This window comes from Neobacillus sp. SAB-20_R2A (genome assembly GCF_049568635.1).
In the GTDB taxonomy this organism is placed as follows: Bacteria; Bacillota; Bacilli; order Bacillales; family Cytobacillaceae; genus Neobacillus; species Neobacillus citreus.
In genome coordinates, this window is the sequence record NZ_CP145895.1 from 608,308 (window position 1) to 628,773 (window position 20,466).

Genomic DNA, 20,466 nt, shown 5'->3' on the forward strand with positions numbered 1-20,466 from the left:
CGGCATACGAAAATTAAAGGAGCGAATTCAATAATGAAACATTATTTAAACACTAATAAGGTTATGAAATCTTTTGTATTAGCAGGAGCAGTATCATTTGGAGTATTTGCGGGTGCACATTTTACCGAGGCGGCTGGACCTGATAAGGCAAAACCAGACCACTCCGTTCAAGTAAAGGCCGAAAGTCAAGTGCAAGCTAACGTGACAAAACCTGCAGTTCCAGCAGCACCAGCTGTGAAGGAGCAGCCTAAAGCACAGCAAGCAGCCAAATCTCAAGCAAGTGTGCATGCCAGTGAAACGGCAAAAATGAATGCTAATCCGAACTCAGCTGTTCTCGGCAAGGTTGGAAAAGTGGAAGCAGCGCCAGTACAAGAACCTGCTGCAGAAGAGCCTGTAATCGAGGAAGCTCCGGTACAAGAGCCCGTTGCAGTAGAGCCAGTAATCGAGGAAGCTCCGGTACAAGAGCCTGCAGTAGAGCAAGGTACGGAAACCGAAGTGGAAGCAGATGAGCCTGTAAAAGTTGAAGATGAAGCGGCAGTTAAGGAAGATGCACAAGCAACAGATCTTGATTCAGAAGACGCTGCAGAAGATACCGAAAATGGCGACCAAAATTCTGATTCAAAGAAGGTCGAATATAATCACGAAGGTATCGTAACTTCGAAGAATGAAGAAGATGCAGATTCAGATGACGAAGACACAGACACAGACACAGATAAAGAACCTAAGGTTAATCCTTCAGCTGCTAATAAAGTAAACTCACAAGCATACGAGCATGCAAGTGATACGGCTAAAGCTCACGCGAATGTAAACGCAGCTGTCCATGCTTCTGGGGAAGTTTCTGAAGAAGCGGCATCTGAAGAAAAAGCTGAAGATGCAACTGAAGTGACAGTGGAAGACAATACTCAGGTTGTAGCAGATGAAACGACTGAAACTGTTGTAGAAGAAGATGCAGCGGTTGTAACTGATGAAGCTACTGAAGCTGTTGAAGAAGATGCGGCGGTTGTAACTGATGAAGCTACTGAAGCTGTTGAAGAAGATGCAGCGGTTGTAACTGATGAAGCTACTGAAGCTGTTGAAGAAGAAGATGCAGCGGTTGTAACTGATGAAGCAACTGAAGAAACAACTGATGCCACTGAAGAAGCTGATGCGGTTGTTGCAGAAGATGTTACTGTTGAAGCAGGAACTGAAGAATCAGTTGAAGCTGGAACAGAAGTGGTTACTGATGAAACTGCAGAAGTAACTGAAGAAGAAACAGTTGATGCAGAAGAAGTAAGCCCATCCCTATCTAACAAAGCAAACGCACAGGCTAGCGTAAATGCAAGCGCGCAAGCAAAAGCTGTCGCTGCTGCTAATTCAGCTGTACAAGCTGTAACTGTAGAAGATGCGGAAACAGTTGTAACAGTTGAAGAAACCACAGACGAAGCAGTTGCTGAAGATACAACTGTTGAAGCTGCAACAAAAGAATAATTTGTATGTTTAGGGAACTGTCCCACTGAACAATTCCTGTAATACAAAAAAGGCCCGACTAGCTTCTATCCGGTAGTCGGGCCTTTTTTACGTGCAAAACTTCCGAATGGGGATAAATTAATTGTCGGTTTTCTGGAACTGCTCATCATTTGCTATTGGATCAAATATTGTTGGCTCCTATTACGTAGTCCAACCCTCCCTTTCCATTGAAAAGCTTAGAAGTGCTATATACATTACTGCATGAAATAAAATTTTCCACGTATAAGTAGTAAGAAGAATTTTTGCGAAGTGAAGGGAGGTTTTATTTTGTGGAATCATTCTGGTAGTCAAAATGGCCCTTTCAATATGTATAGTTATTATATAGGATATAATCCGCCAACTTCAGTGAATCCTTATCCAAAATTCCCAAGGATCCACAACAGTGCTTTCTTAAGTCCATTTACTTATATTGTGGGTGATGTAATAATTCAGAGTAATACATATATCGGCCCATTCGTAAGTATCCGGGCGGATGAAGGAACGCCATTTTATATCGGCAGCAATAGCAATTTGCAGGATGGTGTTATTCTACATGGTCTTAAAAATAGATATATTGAAAAGGATAATAACAAATATTCCATTTATATCGGAAATAAGGTTTCATGTACTCATGGATCATTAATTCATGGTCCTTGCCGGGTTGATGATGATGTTTTTATTGGCTTTAAAGCCATAGTTTATAATGCTTTGATAGGGGAAGGGAGTTTTATTTCTTCAGGAGCTGTTGTAACGAATGGGGTGGTATTGGAACCCAATCGGTTTGTTCCCCCGGGCGCTCATATTGATACCCAAGAGAAAGCAGACCGATTATCACCCGTGCCTCAAACGGAAGAGGAGTTTGCAAAAGAGGTACAAAGGGTCAATCAAGAATTCCCAGCGGCTTACTCCTTATTTTTTGGGAAAAATAAATGTTCTTGCGGGCTGGCTTGTTAGTGTAGTTTAAGTTCATTTGATAAGAGACTGTTTGGAAAAATATAATTGTTGCTATCATCAAATATCCCCGATTTTTCAATGGCAATAACCACTTCCCCTATAAAACTTAGGGAGTGGTTATTTGTGTTGTTTCATAAGTTTTCCTTCCAATTTGATTATTTTCTGAGGCATGGGAACGGTTCTTCTGCTTCTGAAGCATGAGAACCGTCCCTGTGTTTCATCCCTGTGTTTCATCTTAATCACGGTCGACTGCTTGTGGAGGTTCCTCCATCCAGCCTTGTTTAATCATAATATTGGCTCCATCTTCCACATACAGTGCGACTTCTGGAATCAATGATATATATTTAAGACCTAAATCTCTCCTTTGACTTGCTGCTAATGCAGTTCCATAATAGCCGATTCCTGCTGCAACCATGGTTGTAACATGAAACATCATTAGTTTATCTGAAAAAATACTTGCTGTTGTATTTAAAACAGCTGAACCTGAACTGATAGGGGCTGGCAGATCCTCCTCGGTTAAAAAATTGCTAAATATATCTATGTATTTTTGGGCAAGCTCTTTTCCTCTTAAGAAATACTGCTTTACATCTTCATTTTGAGCGGTCTGGGCAAAGCCCGTTACTAATTCTTTACCGATCACATTTATTAGTGTGTTTAAGTATAAGTGTGTGATTTCTAGTGAATTAATCGATCTCTTTTTCCCAAAAAAACCTGTTAAATAATGTTGCTTTTCTACAAAATCGACCTGATCAGGAATAGGTATAGAAGGTGGTTTTACATAAATCCCTTGTTTTAGCATTAAATCACGTGTTCGATCCTGCAATTCTACCCCTTTATTTAAGATACGCTTATGAAAAGCAACAACATCTGGACGTGTCGCAACAGTTAGTGCTGCACAGCTGGCTGTCATGGCAAATACCGCCAGTTGACTTAAATGCTTTAAGAAAAAAGTATCTGTAAAAAGTCTTGGAGCTTTTGGATTGACGTCTTGTTCTGTAAATCCAATGGGTATCGGAAAATTCTCTTTTTGAAACAGTTCCTGCATGATGGAAATATTCTCTTTTGCTGTATCAAGTGTCCATTCAATAATTGGGCGTATTTCTTCATCTTCTACTTTTTCTAAGAAATAGCTGTTCATACAAACAACGATTGTATCACCCATGTATTGAGTCCATAAACCAGACATTTCCGCGGCAGTTAAGGGAATATGTGTTTTATCATCCATTAGGACAACCTCCAATTTTACATTAATACATAATGGAATAATATTTCCTAAAAAGCGGAAATCAATAACTTTTCTAATACATCGAATGAAAAAAGGACTGACCCTGAAAGTCCTTTTTTTCTATAGATATGAAAGTTAAAAAATGGGGGGCTACCATAGTCATTAGGACTGTGGTATTTTCATTTATGGAGAGGAATATCCTCAGTAAAATCTTTTTTGATAGGAGAATTCATAATGCCAACAAGTTTAAAAGATACGGTTACTTTATCTAATGGCGTGGAAATGCCGTGGTTAGGTTTAGGAGTTTTTAAAGTGACCGAAGGAGACGAGGTTATTCAGTCTGTAAAGGCGGCAATTCGGAACGGATACATCAGCATCGACACGGCTGCGATCTATTTAAATGAAGAAGGTGTGGGGCAGGCGATTCGTGAATCCGGCGTTCCCCGTGAGGATTTGTTTATTACGACAAAGCTTTGGAATACCGAGCAGGGATATGAATCCACATTAGAAGCGTTTGAAACAAGTCTTAACAAGCTTGGACTCGACTATTTGGATCTATATTTAATTCACTGGCCAGGTGTTGATAAATATAAAGAAACGTGGAAGGCTTTCGAAAAGCTATACAAAGACGGTCGTGTCCGTGCCATTGGCGTCAGTAACTTCCATGTTCATCATTTAGAAGATTTGATTCGAGACGCTGAAATTAAACCAATGGTCAACCAGGTTGAATTCCATCCCCATTTAACTCAAAAAGAGCTTCTCGCTTATTGTATAAAAGAAGGAATTCAACTAGAAGCATGGTCGCCATTAAAGAAAGGAGAACTGTTAAATGAACCAGTTCTCGAAGATATTGCGGCTAAATATAATAAATCCGTTGCACAAGTAATCCTGCGCTGGGATCTGCAGCATGGCGTCATAACAATTCCAAAATCCATCAAAGAGCATCGCATTATTGAAAACGCCGATGTATTTGACTTTGAACTGACCGCAGAAGACATGGAAAAAATTGATGGACTCAACCAAAACAGCCGCTCTGGATCGGATCCAGATACCATGAGAGTAGGGTTCTAATAAAACAAGAAAATGGGGAAAACCATCCCCATTTTTTCATCCCTTGTTTAGCAAAGGGCGATCCTGCAAGTAAAGAGCCAAATCTGGACAATTACCCTCAACAATCTCCTTTACAATAATCTTCGACAGCAACTGGCTGTAGACCGTCCCATTATCGCCAAAGGCAAACAGAAAATAACTATTAGGATATTCTTCATATTGGCCGATTATCGGTATGCCATCCGCTATGCCTCCATAAAATGCAGTTAAATAATATTCTGGCTGGACCTTAATAGTGGGAAACAGTTTATTAAACTCTTCTATCAGTTTATTCTTTTTGTGAATCAGTTTACTATCGCGGTCTTCAGGGTATGGAGTATTATCATCAAGTCCTCCGACGATAACCCGGTTATCTCTAGTGGTCCTCATAAATAAATAGGGACGTGCAGTCTCCCAAATGAGTGTCCTGTTATACCATTCGGAGAGATTGTCGACTGGATTGGTTGTGACCGTATATGTACTGACAAAGGAGGCTTTTTTCTCTTTTTTGATTTCCATTCCTTCATAACCCGCTGCAAAAATAATATAGCGTGCTTGAATTGAACGCCCATTCTTTGTCGAAACAATCATCCTTCCTCGTTCTTCATCATAGTGGTGACCGTTCATTTCCGTATTTTCATATATACGGATTCCTTTTCTTGCGGCGTACTCTAATAATGCATGGGTGAATCGGAAAGGATTGATTTCTGCATCATTGTATGAGTAAATAGCGGCATCCCTGCTAAATGGATAGTTTGCTTCAATCTCTTCCTTTGTTAAAAAGGTAAGGTCACAGTTATGCTGCTTTAAAAATTCGTATTCCTTTCTTAGTTTTTCAACGTCCTCTGGACAGCTAGCAGAGTATAGGGTATCTCTTCTGTTGAATTCACAATCAATTGTGACTTTCTTTGAAGCCTCTTCTATTTCATTAATGGCTTCCTTTAGTAATTGTAAATGCCTTTTGATGTAATCTGCTCCAAAGGTGTTGATCAGATCTGTAAACATTTTTTCGCCGGAGTATTGAAGGAGGGCGGTATTCGTACTAGTACTGCCGCTGCCAATGGTTGATTTTTCAATGACAGCCACCTCTAAATTAGTATCAGCAAGATAATAGGCACACTGTGCCCCCGAGCTTCCACCCCCAATGATTAATACATCACAAGAAAGGTCTTCTTCCAACGTCGGGTACGAGGGAGCATCAGGAAAAGTAGTGGGCCAATAATAAATTCCAGATTGTAAATTCATATATATCCCCCAGTTAATAAAAATAGATAAACTTAATATAACCAGCCTCATATTATACATACGTGAGGCATGGGGACGGTTCTCGTGCCTCATTTTAAGTAACGTAAAGCCCCGTTAACAGGTAAAGAATTAAATGGGACAGCTTCATTAAATGCTTATGAAGTCATGATTGTTAGACAATAGTATGGCTTGGCTTATCTTTTTTATCTAGCATGTTTCGAACCGTCTTCATGTCTCTGCCCATGCTATACTATTTTTAAGGAGTGATGGCTTTGGAACTAAACGATGTTATCTTCGGGCACAGGTCGATACGAGAATATGAAGATAGGGAAGTCAGTCAAGAACTGTTGGATCAAATCCTAGATGCGGCGATTCGGGCCTCTTCTAGCGGAAATATGCAAACGTATTCAATTATCGTCACCAAAGACAAAGAGCTTAGGGAAAAATTATACTCTGCACATATGGAGCAATCGATGGTAGTGGATGCACCTATTCTATTAACATTTTGTGCCGATTTTAATAGAATGCGAAAATGGCTTGCTTTAAATGATGCGCCTGTGCATTTCGATAACTTTATGAGCTTTATGATTGGCGCCATTGATGCCACGTTGGCCGCACAAAACTGTGCTTTAGCAGCAGAGAACGCCGGGTTGGGCATTTGCTATATGGGTTCAACATTGGCAAATTGCGATCAAATTGGTGAATTGCTGAACTTGCCGCCAAATGTCGTACCAGTTGTCGGTTATTCATTAGGGTATCCTGCTGAAAACCCTGCACCGCGCGATCGATTGCCTAGGCATGGACTTGTTCACTACGAACAGTATAACGATTATTCAGATGAAGACATTCTCGAAATTTACAAAGATAGAAATGAAAAGGGCTGGACCCGGTACATGGACAATCCGAGGCTTAAGGAAATGACCGAACGATTAGGATTGAAAAACCTCGCCCAAATTTACACCATTGCCAAGTATACAAAGGAATCTCACCTCGAGTTCTCGCAAACAGTGTTGAAATACTTGGAGAGGCAGAATTTTATGGTTAATGAGTAGGGAGTAGGGTTTTATTTATGATGTTATCGAAAACATTGTTGTTTTAGCTCCTATGCGACCGAACCGCTGATTTTTTTAAGTATTGGGGTTCATAGAAAGGCTATATGCGACGGAACTGCCGATTTTTTCAAGTGTTGAGGTTCATAGAAAGGCTATATGCGACCGAACCACTGAATTTATCAAGTATTGGGGTTCATAGAAAGGCTATATGCGACCGGACTACTGAATTTATCAATCGATGGGGCATATAGAAAGACTATATGCGACCGGACCACTGTATTTATCAAGAGTTGGGGAGCATAGAAAGGCTATATGCGACCGAACTACTGAATTTATCAATCGATGGGGGCATATAGAAAGACTATATGCGACCGAACCACTGAATTTATCAAGAGTTGGGGAGCATAGAAAGGCTATATGCGACTGAACCGCTGAATTTATCAAGAGTTGGGGTTCATAGAAGGGCTATATGCGACCGAACCGCTGAATTTATCAATCGTTGGGGCGTATAGAAAGTCTATATGCGACCGGACATGTTATTTTTCCATGACAAAAGCGCCAGTCACTGCCCGTATATTGCCGAGATCATCTAAACAATATACGGGTGGTGACTGGCGTTCTCCCTTGTTTTATCGGATTACCTAACTGACACAATTGATTTTCTTTTATATAACAACGAACCAATGATAAAGGCAATTCCACCCCAAAGGAGCATGATCCCAAATCCATACCAGAGTGGAGATGAAAGAATAGAAGTATGATAGACCATACTGTCTCTTAGACCGTCTGCAAAATAGGTGAGCGGGAGAATATTTGATATAGGCTGCAGCCATTCAGGCATGGTTTCTACCGGAAAGAAAATGCCGCTGACAAACATCATTAGGAAGCTTACAATATTTGCCACACCCATATAGGCCTCATTCGTATTACTAAAAGAAGAAATCAAATAGCCAATTCCGTTGAAGGAGAGGGCTCCCATTAAGAAGACCATGAGTAAACTAGGAAAATTAATAAATAGACTAGCACCGAATACGAAAACGCCAATTAAAGATAAGAGGATGATTTGAATGGTGCTGAATAACAGGCGCATCACCATATCGCTAAGCCCAAAGATCCCCATTTTAGCCGGGGTCATCCGGAGCCTTTTGATTAATCCTTTTCTGCGCATATCCACCAAGTCAACCATGCCGAATAAGCCGCCCTGGGCAATCGATAAAGCAATCATTCCAGTCAAGAGGAAATCAGTATACTTTAATTCCGAACTGCCTGAAGAAATGGTTTCAAATTGCTGCTTAAAGATTGGGGTTGCACCAACTGCTTGCAAGTTTGCCTGCTGAATGAATTGATCCAGGACACCCGAAACGACTTGGGTTGAGACACTTTTTTCATTTTCTTTGTTGACAATCAGTTTAATCGAGGTCGCTTGTGCTGATTCTGGCAAAATGATGGCTGCATCGACTTTCTTCTCTTTTACCAAATCTTTCGCCTTTGTTTCACTAACAGGGTTACCTGCCTCAATAATAGGTATCTGCTGCAATTGCTTAGCCATCATAGTAGACGTTTCATTTGGAGATTCGTTAACAATGGCAACCTTCGTGCTAAAATCATCATTTGAACCGCCGCCAAATATCGTCATAAAGATGACCATTAAGATTACCGGAAAAAAAATCCCCCAAAACCACGCTTGTTTTTCACGGAGCGTTAATTTTAATTGAGCAAGGAACATTTGCTTGAATTGCTTGAGGTTACTCACCTTAATCCCTCCACTCTTTGCCGGTATAAGCGATGAAGACATCTTCAAGACTCATTTCACGAATTGAAACTTGCTCGACTTGATATTCCTTGTCTTTTGTGAATTTAAAAAGATCAAATAGTAAATCCTCGGGTTTAATGGTCCATAGCTTAAGGACTGTTCCTTCACGTTCTGTCCGCGTCACGGCATCAAGCGCTTTTGCAAAAAGCTCCGCATCATGGGCGGCTCTCTCTCCATCAAGGAAGGATAAACGAACCTCTCTTTCCTTTGTTAAATTTTCTATTAGGGCGGAGGGTGAATCCAGGGTGATGACCAACCCTTGGTCAACAATGCATACCCGGTCACTTAGCTTTTCCGCTTCTTCCATATAATGAGTGGTGAGAATCGTCGTTTTCCCTAATTTCTTAAGCTCAAGAATAATCTCCCACACATTGCGTCGGGCCTGTGGATCGAGCCCGGTTGTTGGTTCATCCAGAAATACGATATCAGGATCACTAATCATGGCAAGCCCGATAGCCAGTCGCTGCCGCTGACCGCCAGATAATTTCTTGACTTGATTCTTTCGATGCTCGGTCAGATTGACCAATTTGAGTATTTCTTCAGTCGACCGTGCTTTATCGTAAAAAGTAGCAAATAGATTCAAATTTTCTTCCGGAGTCAATAAATCAAACATGGCACTAGATTGCGGCTGTACGCCAATTTTCTTTTTAATCGTTACTGCATGCTTGTTCCAGTTCAATTCACCAAACTGGATTTCGCCATGGTCCGGTGTAACCAAGCCTTCGATCATCTCTAGTGTGGTCGTTTTTCCTGCCCCGTTTGGTCCGATGATGGTAAAAATCTCTCCCTCTTTTACAGAAAAACTAATATCTTTTACGGCTTGAATGGAACCGAACGACTTCTTTAAATTCTGGACCTCTAAAATATTCAACACCACATCACCTTTCCTTAGAAACCAGCCAAAAGTTGCATACCACCTTATACCTATGTTGTTAAATAGGAAAGGATTCATAAAATTTAAATGAGGTATGGGGACGGTTCTCGTGCCTCAATTTTTAATATAGATGCTTATTTTCCCTGTGTACGAAAGCCTACAAATTTGAGAATCAAAATGGTGTATATAACCCCTTTTAAAAATAGAAAAATATGTTATTATACATTTAGATAATTAACTAAATAACAAAGAAGGGAATATCATGAATGAGGTTTTTAAGGCTTTGGCAGATCCAACTCGAAGAAAGATACTGGATTTGTTAAAAGATCAGGATTTAACGGCAGGGGACATAGCTGAGCAATTTGAAATGAGCAAGCCATCAATCAGCAATCATTTAAAAATCTTGAAATCTGCAGGATTGGTGATGGATGAGAAAAAAGGGCAGTTTATTATTTACTCCTTAAACTCAACTGTTTTGCAGGATGTAATCAAATGGTTATTAGACAAAAAGGGAGATGGGTTTCATGAAAAAAAATAAACTTTTTTATATTACGCTAATCATTTCCTTCATTCCATTGATTGTAAATCTTATTGCCTTTCCACATATGCCTAATAAGTTTCCGGTTCACTGGGGACCTAGCGGCGAACCAGATCGGTATGGGTCAAGAATCGAACAGCTCACCATGAGTGCATTACCCCTTGTCCTGTTTTTGTTTTTAAATTTTCTGCCGTCCATCGATCCGAAAAAGGAATCTTATAAAAAGCATACCGGCGCATTTTCTATCATCAACTCTGTCATTATCTTATTTCTTGTCATCACGAATTTATTGGGGCTGTTCAGTGGACTTGGATACAATATACCTTTTCAAAAAGTTGTACCGGTACTACTAGGTATTTTGTTTATCGTTCTTGGAAACTTCATGACGCAAATCCGGCATAACTATTTCTTTGGCATTCGGACCCCTTGGACGCTGGCATCAGAATATGTCTGGAAAAAAACACACCGGTTTGGAGGATATGTTTTTGTCGTTATTGGCCTTGTACCATTAATCACCACCTTCATAGGTTCCATGGGAATGTACTTTTTCCTCGCGGCATTAGCGGTTGGAATTGCGATGATCATGATTTATTCCTATACGCTGTTTAAAAGGGAAAAAGGTAATGAGTAATTTTCCAGATATGTAAGAGGAGTATAGCAAGTGCAGGTCACTATCCGTAATTAGTTGATTTTCATCAGCATTACTTGGGTGGTGACAGGCACTCTAATATTAAAAAACTCCCCAAAAAAAGTTTTTGAAGAGTTTTTAACAAAAATATTTATTGATAGGTTAGAAGATTAATCCCGCATGTTTGCCAATCACGTTGTACCACTTTAAAACACAAACCGCAATACCATGATAGAGATGATTCCAGCTACAACCGTTCCTAATAAGCTGCGTGTGACAATCGTAATAAGAAAAGCGGGCAGTGCGGCGATTAGTTCAAGGTTATCTGTCAAAGGCGACAATTTTCCGTTTGGCATGAGCAATTCTTGCCCCACTAAGGCTGCCATAACGGCAATGGGAACGTAACTCAACCAGCGCATCGCCCATTCTGGCAGTTCAACACGACTTAAGATCGCAATGGGAAGCACTCTTGGAATGAATGTGACAAGGGCCGAGCCTAGTATTATTAAAAAAATAGACCATCTTACTTCCATTTTTCCACCGCCATTCCGATCGTGGAGGCAATGATTGTCGCCACAATAACCCCTACGCTTCCAGATGCCACTAAACTTACCCCTACAACAATGGCAACAGCACTTAGGGCAACAATAATATCTTTTCTCAATTTTCCCCGGCTGACCATTTGCAGGACAAGCAGGCCAATAAACATTCCCGGCAAGGCAAAATCAAGACCGAATTTTTCCGGGTCTGAAATCCATTCTCCGAAAAATGCTCCTGCAATATTGGCTAGGAACCAATTTAAATAAGCCGTTACATTTAGACCATACATCCATTTTTCGCTAAGCCATTTCTTCCTTGCTGCTTCATTCATGGCTACACCAAATGTTTCATCTGTAAGTAAAGAACCGATTAATACATTCTTGAAGGGTGTAAGATGACGGAAATAAGGCGATATCGCCGCGCTCATTAACAGATGGCGGAGGTTAATAAAGAAAATAGTAAAGATAATCGCTAGCGCGGGACTATTAGCCCCAATCATCGCGGCAGCAATAAATTGACCAGAACCTGCGTATAAAAGCAAGGAGATCAGTCCAATTTCAACAATCGAAAGTCCTGCAGTTTTTTCCACCACACCGGCCGCAAATCCAATGCTTAAGTAACCAAGTACAGTGGGCAGACAATCCCGTACACCGGCAAGGAAGCTGCTTTCCTCCCGCAAATACGTGTTTTCACTAATGTTCATCATCCTTCACCCCCTAATATAAATTATTTGTATAAAAATTACTTTATCACCATCATTGTATGGGTTCAATGATATAATTGTATGCAATACAATTTTTCAAGGAGAGGTATGGTATGCCGGTTAATTCATTTGAAAATTATCCGATGTCGTGGAAGCCGGATAAAAAACAGCTTGTCCCTCCATTGTATCGATCGGTTGCTAGTTTGTTGGAATATGATATTCTCAATGGATTTCTCGCACCCAATACGAAACTTCCCCCTCAGCGAGAATTGGCAGATTATCTTGATATTAACCTCAGCACTGTCACAAGGGCATTCAAAATCTGCGAAGTGAAAGGATTAATCTATGCCGTTACCGGAAGGGGAACCTTTGTGACGCCCAATGTAAAAAATGCTATTTTCATGGCAGATAGTGATGAGCATAAGAATTACATAGAGATGGGGATCATCAAGCCCCTTGATCACACAAACTCATTCGTCGCACAAGCGATTAAGAGCATTGCCGCCAAAGATTATCTGGAAAATTTACTAGATTACAGGCACCCGTTGGGAATGCCTTATCATCGAATGGCAGCCAAAAAGTGGATGCAGCGCTTTAACATGGATGCCCCCATTGAAAATATTGCGATCACTTCAGGCGGGCAAAATTCGTTTTCGCTGATTCTCATGGCCTTGTTTCATCCGGGAGATAAAATTGCGGTGGATATTTATACGTATCCTAATTTTATTGAACTGGCCAAAACAATGAATATCCAATTAATCCCTATTGAGGGCGATGAGCAAGGCATGAAGCCGGAGAAATTAGAGGCCGTCTGCAGAACAAATCCATTGCAGGGAATCTATTTGAGTCCCTCCTGCAACAATCCAACTGCTGTGACTATGAGTATGAAGCGCAGAAAGGAAATAGCTGAGGTCATCAATAAACACGGGCTTATTTTAATAGAGGATGATGTATACTCTTTCCTGGCACCGGATGGCTATTATCCTATTTCGCATTTTGTGCCTGAACGGTTTGTTTATATCCTGAGCGTTGCCAAATCACTTAGCTCTGGTGTTCGCGTTGCCTTTATCGCATACGCCAATCAGTTTGTTGAAAAAATCACGTATGGAATTTTCAATCTCAACGTAAAAACATCTGCCTTAAATGCAGAAATTATCACAGAATTAATTAATACAGGGGCTGCGGAACAAATCATTAGGAAAAAGCGGGAAATTTCGCAAGAACGAAACGAGATTTACCAGAAATATTTTAAAATCGATGATCCAAGCGAAAACCCAATTAGTTTTTTTCGATGGATACCACTGCATAAAGAATGGCAGCTAAACCAGTTTGAGCATATGGCTTTAAGCCAGGGAATCCATGTTTATCATTCTCATCGTTTCTTGGTCAAAAAAGATGAATCTCCGCAATTTATTCGTATTTCGCTTACATCTCCTAAGGACTCGGATGAATTGGAGAAAGGGCTTCGAATCCTAAAAAGGTTTTTGCTGGAGTCGGATGAAGTTATGTACTAGAGCAAGGTTTCATATAAAAGCCTAGGGATTTAGATATTTCTGGGTAAATTACTAGTAATAATAAGGTGGGCTGGTTCATGCGTATATCATATGATGAAATGAAAGGTGAGTTCAAAAGAGTTCTCTTAAAAAGGGGTGTTGATTCGAAAACTGCGGAAACCGCAGCAACCATTATCGCTGACAACAGCTGTGATGGGGTGTACTCTCATGGCTTAAACAGGTTTCCATCCATTGTTAAGGCGATAGAAGACGGAGTTATTAAGCCAGGGATGCGGCCTGTGAAACTGAATAGTATCGGGGCCCTTGAACAATGGGATGGGCAGTTGGGTTTCGGTCCGATCAATGCGTCCATTGCGATGGACAGGGCTGTTGAATTGGCGCAAGATTATGGTTTAGGCTGTGTTGCACTAAAGAATACAACCCACTGGCTTCGTGGGGGCACCTACGGATTAAGAGCAGCTAATGCAGGATGTATCGGGCTTTGCATGACAAATACCTTTCCTAATATGCCGCCATGGGGTGGCAGTGAAGACCGTATCGGCAACAATCCTTTAATCATCTCGGTTCCCCATAAAGATGGAAGACACTTGCTTTTGGATATGGCACAGTCTCAATTCTCATATGGTAAACTTCAAACCTATTCGTTAGCCGGAGAAAAATTGCCGGTTGTGGGAGGTTATACGGAGGATGGGGATCTTTCGGACGACCCGGATGCTATTATAAATGGTGGCAAGGTCCTTCCGGCAGGTTTTTGGAAGGGATCTGGTCTCTCCATCGCAATTGATATAGTCGTTTCTGCATTATCAGTTGGTAAATCTACTTACGATTTGCGGATGGAACGCCAGGATTTAGGAATCTCACAGGTATTTATCGCTATAAATCCCGTGCAATATGCTGGGGAGGAATATGCTGATTCATACATAGGAAATATGTCTGCCTATATCAAAACATCAACAAAGATGGCAGGTGTTACAGATATCCTTTATCCTGGCGAAAGGACGGCGAAGGACCGTGCGGACAATCTTAGAGACGGTATTCCGGTAAATCAGAATATATGGGAAACAGTACTGAAATTATAATTTTCACAAGTTTAGGTTTATCAAACTAGTTAGGAAAAACAAATTTGGTTCGCCATGCAATTATGATATTGTGTGGCTTTTTTATGCGTGTTATTTAGACATTATGGAATCATTGAACTGGCCAAAATCCATGTACTTAGGATGTATTTTTCAGTAGTCTGGGACGGTTCTCGTGCCTCTTTTAAAATTTGTCTATTTATTTTTTGTCGTCCAAATTCCATGAGCCCCGTACATTAAGTACATTCCCATAAAATATGCATACGATAATTTGTATTAATCTATGAAGGGATTGAATTTGATGTACTATACCCCTTGGATGTATTCATATCCAAATCCATATCAACCTAACGTCCAAATGTATAATAATTATACAAGACAGCCTAATTACTGGAATATGTATGATAACGCAAGAATCCAGGCAAAAGATTATGGACGGAAACCTTTTGTAGTCAATATTAATGAGGCTGCGAAGCAGAACAATACCTATCGTACCGCTTTATGGACAGGAAAACATTTGCAAGTGACACTGATGAATATCAATGTTGGTGAAGACATTGGTTTAGAAATTCACCCTCACATTGACCAATTCTTACGGATTGAACAAGGTCAAGGGGTTGTGCAAATGGGCAAGACAAGAGAGCGTTTAGACTTTGTTCAAAACGTTTATGATGATTTTGCGATTATGATCCCTGCAGGCACCTGGCATAATGTAACCAATACAGGTAATATCCCCTTAAAACTTTATTCTATATACGCTCCTCCTCAACACCCCGCCGGAACAGTTCATGTAACTAAAGCACAGGCTTTAGCTGCGGAATAATACAAATATCGTCCACAGTAACTGTAGCAGTCCGTCCAATTTCTCCATTTACTACTGAGAAGTTGGACTTTTTTTTATCGTTGTAACTCCGCCCTTTCCTGCTTCGATTTCCATCTATAAAAAGGGGTGCATGAGGAGAATAATATTAAGTGAGAGATTGGAAAAACTAATTGGAAAGGAGTGAATAAAATGAGTGATACAAAAAACCATGTGCCTCTTGCAGAATTAACCTCAAGTGAAGTGTCTAACCTATGGTCATCCTATTTAAAGAGCAGTATGGAACTTAGACTTTTTGAATATTTTTATGCAAGTACTCAAAGTAATGAAGCAAAACAAGTCATCGAAAAAATGTTAAATCAAACTGAAAATAGTATAAATGAACTTAAGGAGATTTTTTTCAAAGATAATCTCACTATTCCTCTTGGTTTTACAGATGAAGACGTAAGGGCTGGCACACCAAAGGTATTTTCCGATACATTTATTTTATATTTTTGTTTTGATCTTACATACCTAGCGATGAGTACATATCCAATTGCATTATCAGATTGCACAAGAAACGATGTCCGAGAACATTTTCAAAAAAACATTGCCTTTTTTGTAAAAATCCAAGATGAACTTTTAGATTTGATGTTATCACAAGGAGTATATTTGAGTCCTCCGCAAGTAGCGATCGATAACGAGGTAGAAATAGCTGATTCCATGCTATATCTGAATGGGTTTTTTGGTGGATCTAGACCTTTAAATGCTCCTGAAATTGCGAATCTATCCAGAATTGTCCATCGAGCACAGTTTTCAAAAATGGTATTTGTCACGTTTAGTAAATTAGCGAAAACAAAGGACCTAAAACAACATTTTAGTAAAGGCCGTGATGGACTCCAAAAAGTGTTAGATTCACTTCAAGAAATTCTTGAAAAAGAAAATATTCCGATATCAGCATCAGGGGACTACAAAATTTCTGATGTAGAGATGTCTCCATTTTCCGATAAGTTAATGTTGTTTTTTACGAATACATGTCTGGGAATATTCTGTTTTGCTATGATAAGTCAGGCTATGACTTCCAGTTTAAGAACGGATATTGTTTCTAAATTGGACAAAATATCTGAGGATATGAAGAAGTATTATGGTCAAGGTCTACTTTTAGCTATAAAAGAAAAATGGTTTGAACAACCTCCTCAAATAGTAAATAGAAAAGTCTAGTTAATAGGTTACTTTAGCTAAACAGGCATAACATGAATGTTTGATGGGATTTTTAACAACAGGCGCAATTCTGGAGCAAGAATTACGCCTTTTTAATTTATAAACAGATCCGTTTGCTTTAACCACTTCTACTCTAATAATATCCGGTTGTTAGAATTCAGGCCGCCGGCTATCCGGTTCTTAATTGAGGAAATTAAGTTCAGTTATCTAAAAATTAAAACTATTATTGACAATAGAAATCTATGATGCTAACATTTCTATAAACCGAAGACGAGGGAGTTAAACTGTTAAACGGTCTCATAGCGAATCCGGGATGGTGTAAGCCGGACAGATGCAGTCACAGCAAGTGGGCCTCCGAGGGCGAAGTGAACGAATTTTTTTAGTAGCTTAGACGCAGAGCCAGCGTTACAGGGCTAAGGGTGTGAGAGCACTCTACAGAGCGGATATGTAGGATACATATCAAACAAGGTGGTACCGCAGGTTATAACACTTGTCCTTGAATTATTATTTAATTTGAGGATAGGTGTTTTTTTATTTTTTTAAAAACCTAAGCAGCTAAAAGTGTTGAAAGGAGCAGGTGCCAATGGACGATAAATTTACGTTATATAACTTAAAAGTAGAGGTTGTCGCTACAGATCAACCAATGGTATGCAGGCATAAGGAAGGGGACTATTTCTTAGTGATTGGGGAGGACCTGATCTTCCCAGAAACGAATTCATTTTCCATGTATGCTCTAAGTGCAATTTTGCCATTACTGCCTGCAAAGCAGCGGCCATTACACGCTAATGACTGGATGCTGTCTGATAGTTTAATAACCTGTCCAGATCCAAACTGCGGTGCCAGATTTAGAATAACCCGCACCGGAACGAAAGAATTTAGTCATGCTGAATGCACAATTGAACCTATACATAAAGGGGAGTAACGATAATGGCAGAACGATTCGAATTAGCAAAAGATTATACAATCAGCAGAGTGATCAATGGCTGTTGGCAGCTGTCGGAAGGCCATAGCTTGGAAACAAAGTTAGATATGCAAGATGCCATGAAGGCCTTCCATATGCTTGCTGAAAGAGGATTTACGACATTTGATTGTGCAGATATCTATACGGGTACAGAAGAATTCTTAGGTGATTTTTTAACGGAACTAAAAGCTGGGAGCACCCTTTCACCGCATGATATCCAAATTCATACCAAGTATGTACCGGATATCAATTTGCTTAGTGAGGTCGATTACAACTACACAGAAAAGATAATCGACAGAAGCCTCCAACGTCAGAAACGAGAAGTATTGGATTTGGTGCAGTTCCATTGGTGGGATTATGATGTGCCTGGCTATATTGAGACAGCGGGAGATCTGTTGAAACTGAAAGAAAAAGGAAAGATCCGCAATATCGCCGTTACCAACTTTGATACGAAGCATCTAAGCGAGCTCGTTGATGCCGGTATACCGATTGTGTCTTGTCAAAATCAATACTCGGTTTTTGATCGACGTCCAGAAAAGGAATTAATCAATTATTGTAAAAGCAACGGAATTTCCCTGCTGTGCTACGGTACGTTATCAGGAGGTTTGTTAGCGGAAAAATGGATCGGCCAACCATCGATTCAACCTGAAACTCGCTCACATGTTAAATATTTTCAGGTGATTGAGGATACCTTGGGTTGGGATGGCTATCAGGAATTATTGTTAATGTTGCAAAGAATCGGAAAAAAGTATTCTGTCAAGGCTTCTCAGATTGCTACCAAATATATATTAAGTCAACAAGGTGTCGGGGCATCTATTATTGGCGTTAGAAATAGCCGGCATGTTGAGTCAAATGCGCAAATTTTTAGTTTCGAACTCGAGCACGCCGACATCGATGAAATCAAACAATTCTTAGACCACTATCCAATCTTAGAGGGCGAACCGTTTGAGCTAGAGCGTACGGTTGGTTCGAAATATCGCAATATTATGAAGATGAATCTAAATGAAGAGTAAGTGAGAGTGTACGTTTAGTCTAGAATAGAGAGTTTAGTAGAGGAGAGGGAGTTTAGATATGAATCAGAGACTTGAATTTAGGGGTGGCTGGGGAACTGCGTTTATTCCAGTTGTGATCTTTCTGTTTTTCTGCGTATTGTATTTTATTGTCTTTAAAGCGTTTGAAATGTATGCTCTCGCAATGGGCGCTTTCGTCGCACTGATGGTAGGTGCCATGTTTGTGAAAAAAGGTAACTATGATCGCTTCTGGGATTCGGTCTATGACGGCGTAAAGGAAGCCGTTCCGATTGCCATTTTGCTGTTCGTCATCGGGATGTTCTCGGAGCTGATCAAAAGCACGAACATTTCGGCAGGTTTCGTATGGCTTGCTGACTTGTTGGGCGTGGATGGGGGACTATTCACTGCGTTTACCTTCTTAGCAGTTTGTGTCATTTCTACTGCCACTGGGTCATCGATCGGAACGATGTTTACGTGCTTTCCGATTTTCTACCCGGCAGGAGTTTTGTTGGGAGGCGACCCTGCAGTTCTAGCAGGCGCAATCGTCAGTGCTTCTATTTTTGGTGATAACTTAGCGCCAATATCGGATACGACCATCATCTCTGCAGGAACTCAAGAATATACCAAAAAAGAAGGGTTTGCTGAAATCGGCGGCTGTGTTTCCAGCCGACTGAAGTATTCCTTGGTCGCAGGTTCTATCTCTTTTGTTCTGTTCTGGATCTTCGGGGGCGGCGGAACAGTAGGTGATGGCGCTTCGGAAATTCTTACGAAAAGCATGAATCCTACCACACTGGTCATGCTGGTTCCGGTAGCAGTTATGTTAATTGCAGCCATCAAAACTCGCAATATCTATATAGCTATTACAATAGGTATCATTTTAGGGACGATAACAGGTCTGGCGTTTAATCTGTTAACTTTCGACAATGTGATCTCAGTTAAGGATGGGGCTCCGAAAGGATTCCTAACGGGCGGGATCAGCAGCATGATGGCAACCGTCACTTTGGTTATTTCAGTCTACGGTATTATGGGTGTGCTCAATGGTGCAGGAGTACTTGAAAAAGTCACAAACGGCATCCTTAACAGCAAAATGGGCAGGACAGTCCGCGGTGCGGAGGTCGCCATGATGTTAGGCATTTCGTTTACAACTTTAATCTTCGGCGGCGTCACCAGTGCATCGATGACAACATTTGGAAAAGTACAGAATGAGATTGGCAAACGTGTTGGTTTGCATCCATACCGTCGTTCCTACCTGCTGGATGGTTTTGCGAATGCGATCGTTCTCGTTATTCCTTTTTTAAGTGTTTTTGTATTCATCGGTGCGTTGCTTTCAAAAGGGTATGATTTTGTTCCACCGCTATCACTAACACAAGTCAGCAGCGGCATGATCTACTGCATGGTTCTGTTCGTGGTTCTACTATCCTCAGTATTAACGGGATGGGGCCGGGAATATGAAGGACCTGGCGGGAAAGTGGTAAGAAATGCTCAAGAATTGAAGCATGGGGACGGTTCTCGTGCTTCAATTTAATGGTACATGAGCAACGGTTCCATATAATGTTTTTGGTATTCTGATTCCGCGTCTAGGATCGCGAGGTGGGACTGCACTTATTGGTTGGGGGATTAGGTCAGGCACCCGAGCTGAAAAATAGACGGAAAAATTTCGCTTATTTAGTGATTGCTATTAAAAAAGGCTTAAATAGACGGAGAAAATTCGCTTATTGACTTGGAAAATGCAAAAATGG

General features: G+C 40.6%; 19 protein-coding genes. 13 read left to right on the forward strand and 6 right to left on the reverse strand.

From position 1 onward, the window contains the following. Positions 1-33: 33 nt before the first annotated feature. Both V5M37_RS03000 and V5M37_RS03005 read left to right on the forward strand, forming a co-directional pair. Positions 34-1,467 (forward strand): hypothetical protein, encoded by a 1,434-nt coding sequence (locus tag V5M37_RS03000; protein ID WP_423800683.1) that lies wholly within the window; start codon positions 34-36, stop codon positions 1,465-1,467. A gap of 306 nt (positions 1,468-1,773) precedes the next feature. Continuing rightward, positions 1,774-2,439, forward strand: a complete 666-nt coding sequence (locus V5M37_RS03005; RefSeq protein ID WP_423800684.1) for a carbonate dehydratase — start codon at positions 1,774-1,776, stop codon at positions 2,437-2,439. Between the two features lie 235 nt (positions 2,440-2,674). On the opposite strand, the gene V5M37_RS03010 is transcribed toward V5M37_RS03005, so the two are convergent. Then, positions 2,675-3,664 carry a DUF3231 family protein gene (locus V5M37_RS03010; protein WP_423800685.1) on the reverse strand — a complete coding sequence of 330 codons (990 nt, stop codon included), beginning with the start codon at positions 3,662-3,664 and terminating at the stop codon, positions 2,675-2,677. A gap of 234 nt (positions 3,665-3,898) precedes the next feature. Between V5M37_RS03010 and V5M37_RS03015 the strand changes: the two genes are divergently transcribed. After that, positions 3,899-4,735 carry an aldo/keto reductase gene (locus V5M37_RS03015; protein WP_423800686.1) on the forward strand — a complete coding sequence of 279 codons (837 nt, stop codon included), beginning with the start codon at positions 3,899-3,901 and terminating at the stop codon, positions 4,733-4,735. A 36-nt stretch (positions 4,736-4,771) separates the two neighbouring features. On the opposite strand, the gene V5M37_RS03020 is transcribed toward V5M37_RS03015, so the two are convergent. After that, a complete protein-coding gene (locus V5M37_RS03020) occupies positions 4,772-5,998 on the reverse strand; it encodes an NAD(P)/FAD-dependent oxidoreductase (protein WP_423800687.1) in 1,227 nt (408 codons plus the stop codon). A 266-nt stretch (positions 5,999-6,264) separates the two neighbouring features. Here V5M37_RS03020 and V5M37_RS03025 point away from each other — a divergent pair, with 266 nt between their 5' ends. Further along, complete coding sequence (locus V5M37_RS03025) at positions 6,265-7,050, forward strand: nitroreductase family protein (RefSeq protein ID WP_423800688.1); 786 nt, start codon at positions 6,265-6,267, stop codon at positions 7,048-7,050. 637 nt (positions 7,051-7,687) lie between these two features. Here V5M37_RS03025 and V5M37_RS03030 read toward each other — a convergent pair. Both V5M37_RS03030 and V5M37_RS03035 read right to left on the reverse strand, forming a co-directional pair. After that, complete coding sequence (locus V5M37_RS03030; protein WP_423800689.1) at positions 7,688-8,803, reverse strand: ABC transporter permease; 1,116 nt, start codon at positions 8,801-8,803, stop codon at positions 7,688-7,690. 1 nt (position 8,804) lies between these two features. Further along, the gene (locus V5M37_RS03035; RefSeq protein ID WP_423800690.1) at positions 8,805-9,734 is read right to left on the reverse strand and encodes an ABC transporter ATP-binding protein; all 930 of its coding nucleotides are present in this window, start codon (positions 9,732-9,734) and stop codon (positions 8,805-8,807) included. A gap of 265 nt (positions 9,735-9,999) precedes the next feature. On the opposite strand from V5M37_RS03035, the gene V5M37_RS03040 reads away from it, so the two are divergent. Both V5M37_RS03040 and V5M37_RS03045 read left to right on the forward strand, forming a co-directional pair. Then, a complete protein-coding gene (locus V5M37_RS03040) occupies positions 10,000-10,275 on the forward strand; it encodes an autorepressor SdpR family transcription factor (protein WP_423800691.1) in 276 nt (91 codons plus the stop codon). Next, positions 10,262-10,906, forward strand: a complete 645-nt coding sequence (locus tag V5M37_RS03045) for an SdpI family protein (RefSeq protein WP_423800692.1) — start codon at positions 10,262-10,264, stop codon at positions 10,904-10,906. Before V5M37_RS03040 ends, V5M37_RS03045 begins: the two co-directional genes overlap by 14 nt. Positions 10,907-11,109: 203 nt before the next feature. Here the strand turns inward: V5M37_RS03045 and V5M37_RS03050 are convergent, their stop codons facing one another. Beyond that, positions 11,110-11,436 carry an AzlD domain-containing protein gene (locus tag V5M37_RS03050; RefSeq protein ID WP_423800693.1) on the reverse strand — a complete coding sequence of 109 codons (327 nt, stop codon included), beginning with the start codon at positions 11,434-11,436 and terminating at the stop codon, positions 11,110-11,112. Next, the gene (locus V5M37_RS03055) at positions 11,427-12,146 is read right to left on the reverse strand and encodes an AzlC family ABC transporter permease (RefSeq protein ID WP_423800694.1); all 720 of its coding nucleotides are present in this window, start codon (positions 12,144-12,146) and stop codon (positions 11,427-11,429) included. The genes V5M37_RS03050 and V5M37_RS03055 overlap by 10 nt, the downstream gene beginning before the upstream one ends. A gap of 113 nt (positions 12,147-12,259) precedes the next feature. Here V5M37_RS03055 and V5M37_RS03060 point away from each other — a divergent pair, with 113 nt between their 5' ends. The 7 genes from V5M37_RS03060 (at position 12,260) to V5M37_RS03090 (ending at position 20,252) form a co-directional block, all read left to right on the forward strand. Next, positions 12,260-13,660 (forward strand): PLP-dependent aminotransferase family protein, encoded by a 1,401-nt coding sequence (locus V5M37_RS03060; protein ID WP_423800695.1) that lies wholly within the window; start codon positions 12,260-12,262, stop codon positions 13,658-13,660. A gap of 77 nt (positions 13,661-13,737) precedes the next feature. Further along, entirely contained in the window at positions 13,738-14,739 is a 1,002-nt protein-coding gene (gene yiaK / locus V5M37_RS03065) for a 3-dehydro-L-gulonate 2-dehydrogenase (protein WP_423800696.1), read from the forward strand. A gap of 298 nt (positions 14,740-15,037) precedes the next feature. Next, a complete protein-coding gene (locus V5M37_RS03070; protein WP_423802565.1) occupies positions 15,038-15,559 on the forward strand; it encodes a cupin domain-containing protein in 522 nt (173 codons plus the stop codon). A 189-nt stretch (positions 15,560-15,748) separates the two neighbouring features. After that, positions 15,749-16,756 (forward strand): DUF3231 family protein, encoded by a 1,008-nt coding sequence (locus V5M37_RS03075; RefSeq protein WP_423800697.1) that lies wholly within the window; start codon positions 15,749-15,751, stop codon positions 16,754-16,756. A 583-nt stretch (positions 16,757-17,339) separates the two neighbouring features. Then, positions 17,340-17,678: a TIGR04076 family protein gene (locus V5M37_RS03080; RefSeq protein WP_423800698.1), complete on the forward strand. Its 339-nt coding sequence runs from the start codon at positions 17,340-17,342 to the stop codon at positions 17,676-17,678. Between the two features lie 5 nt (positions 17,679-17,683). Next, the gene (locus V5M37_RS03085; RefSeq protein WP_423800699.1) at positions 17,684-18,730 is read left to right on the forward strand and encodes an aldo/keto reductase; all 1,047 of its coding nucleotides are present in this window, start codon (positions 17,684-17,686) and stop codon (positions 18,728-18,730) included. A gap of 58 nt (positions 18,731-18,788) precedes the next feature. Further along, positions 18,789-20,252: a Na+/H+ antiporter NhaC family protein gene (locus V5M37_RS03090; protein WP_423800700.1), complete on the forward strand. Its 1,464-nt coding sequence runs from the start codon at positions 18,789-18,791 to the stop codon at positions 20,250-20,252. The last annotated feature ends 214 nt before the right edge of the window (positions 20,253-20,466 follow it).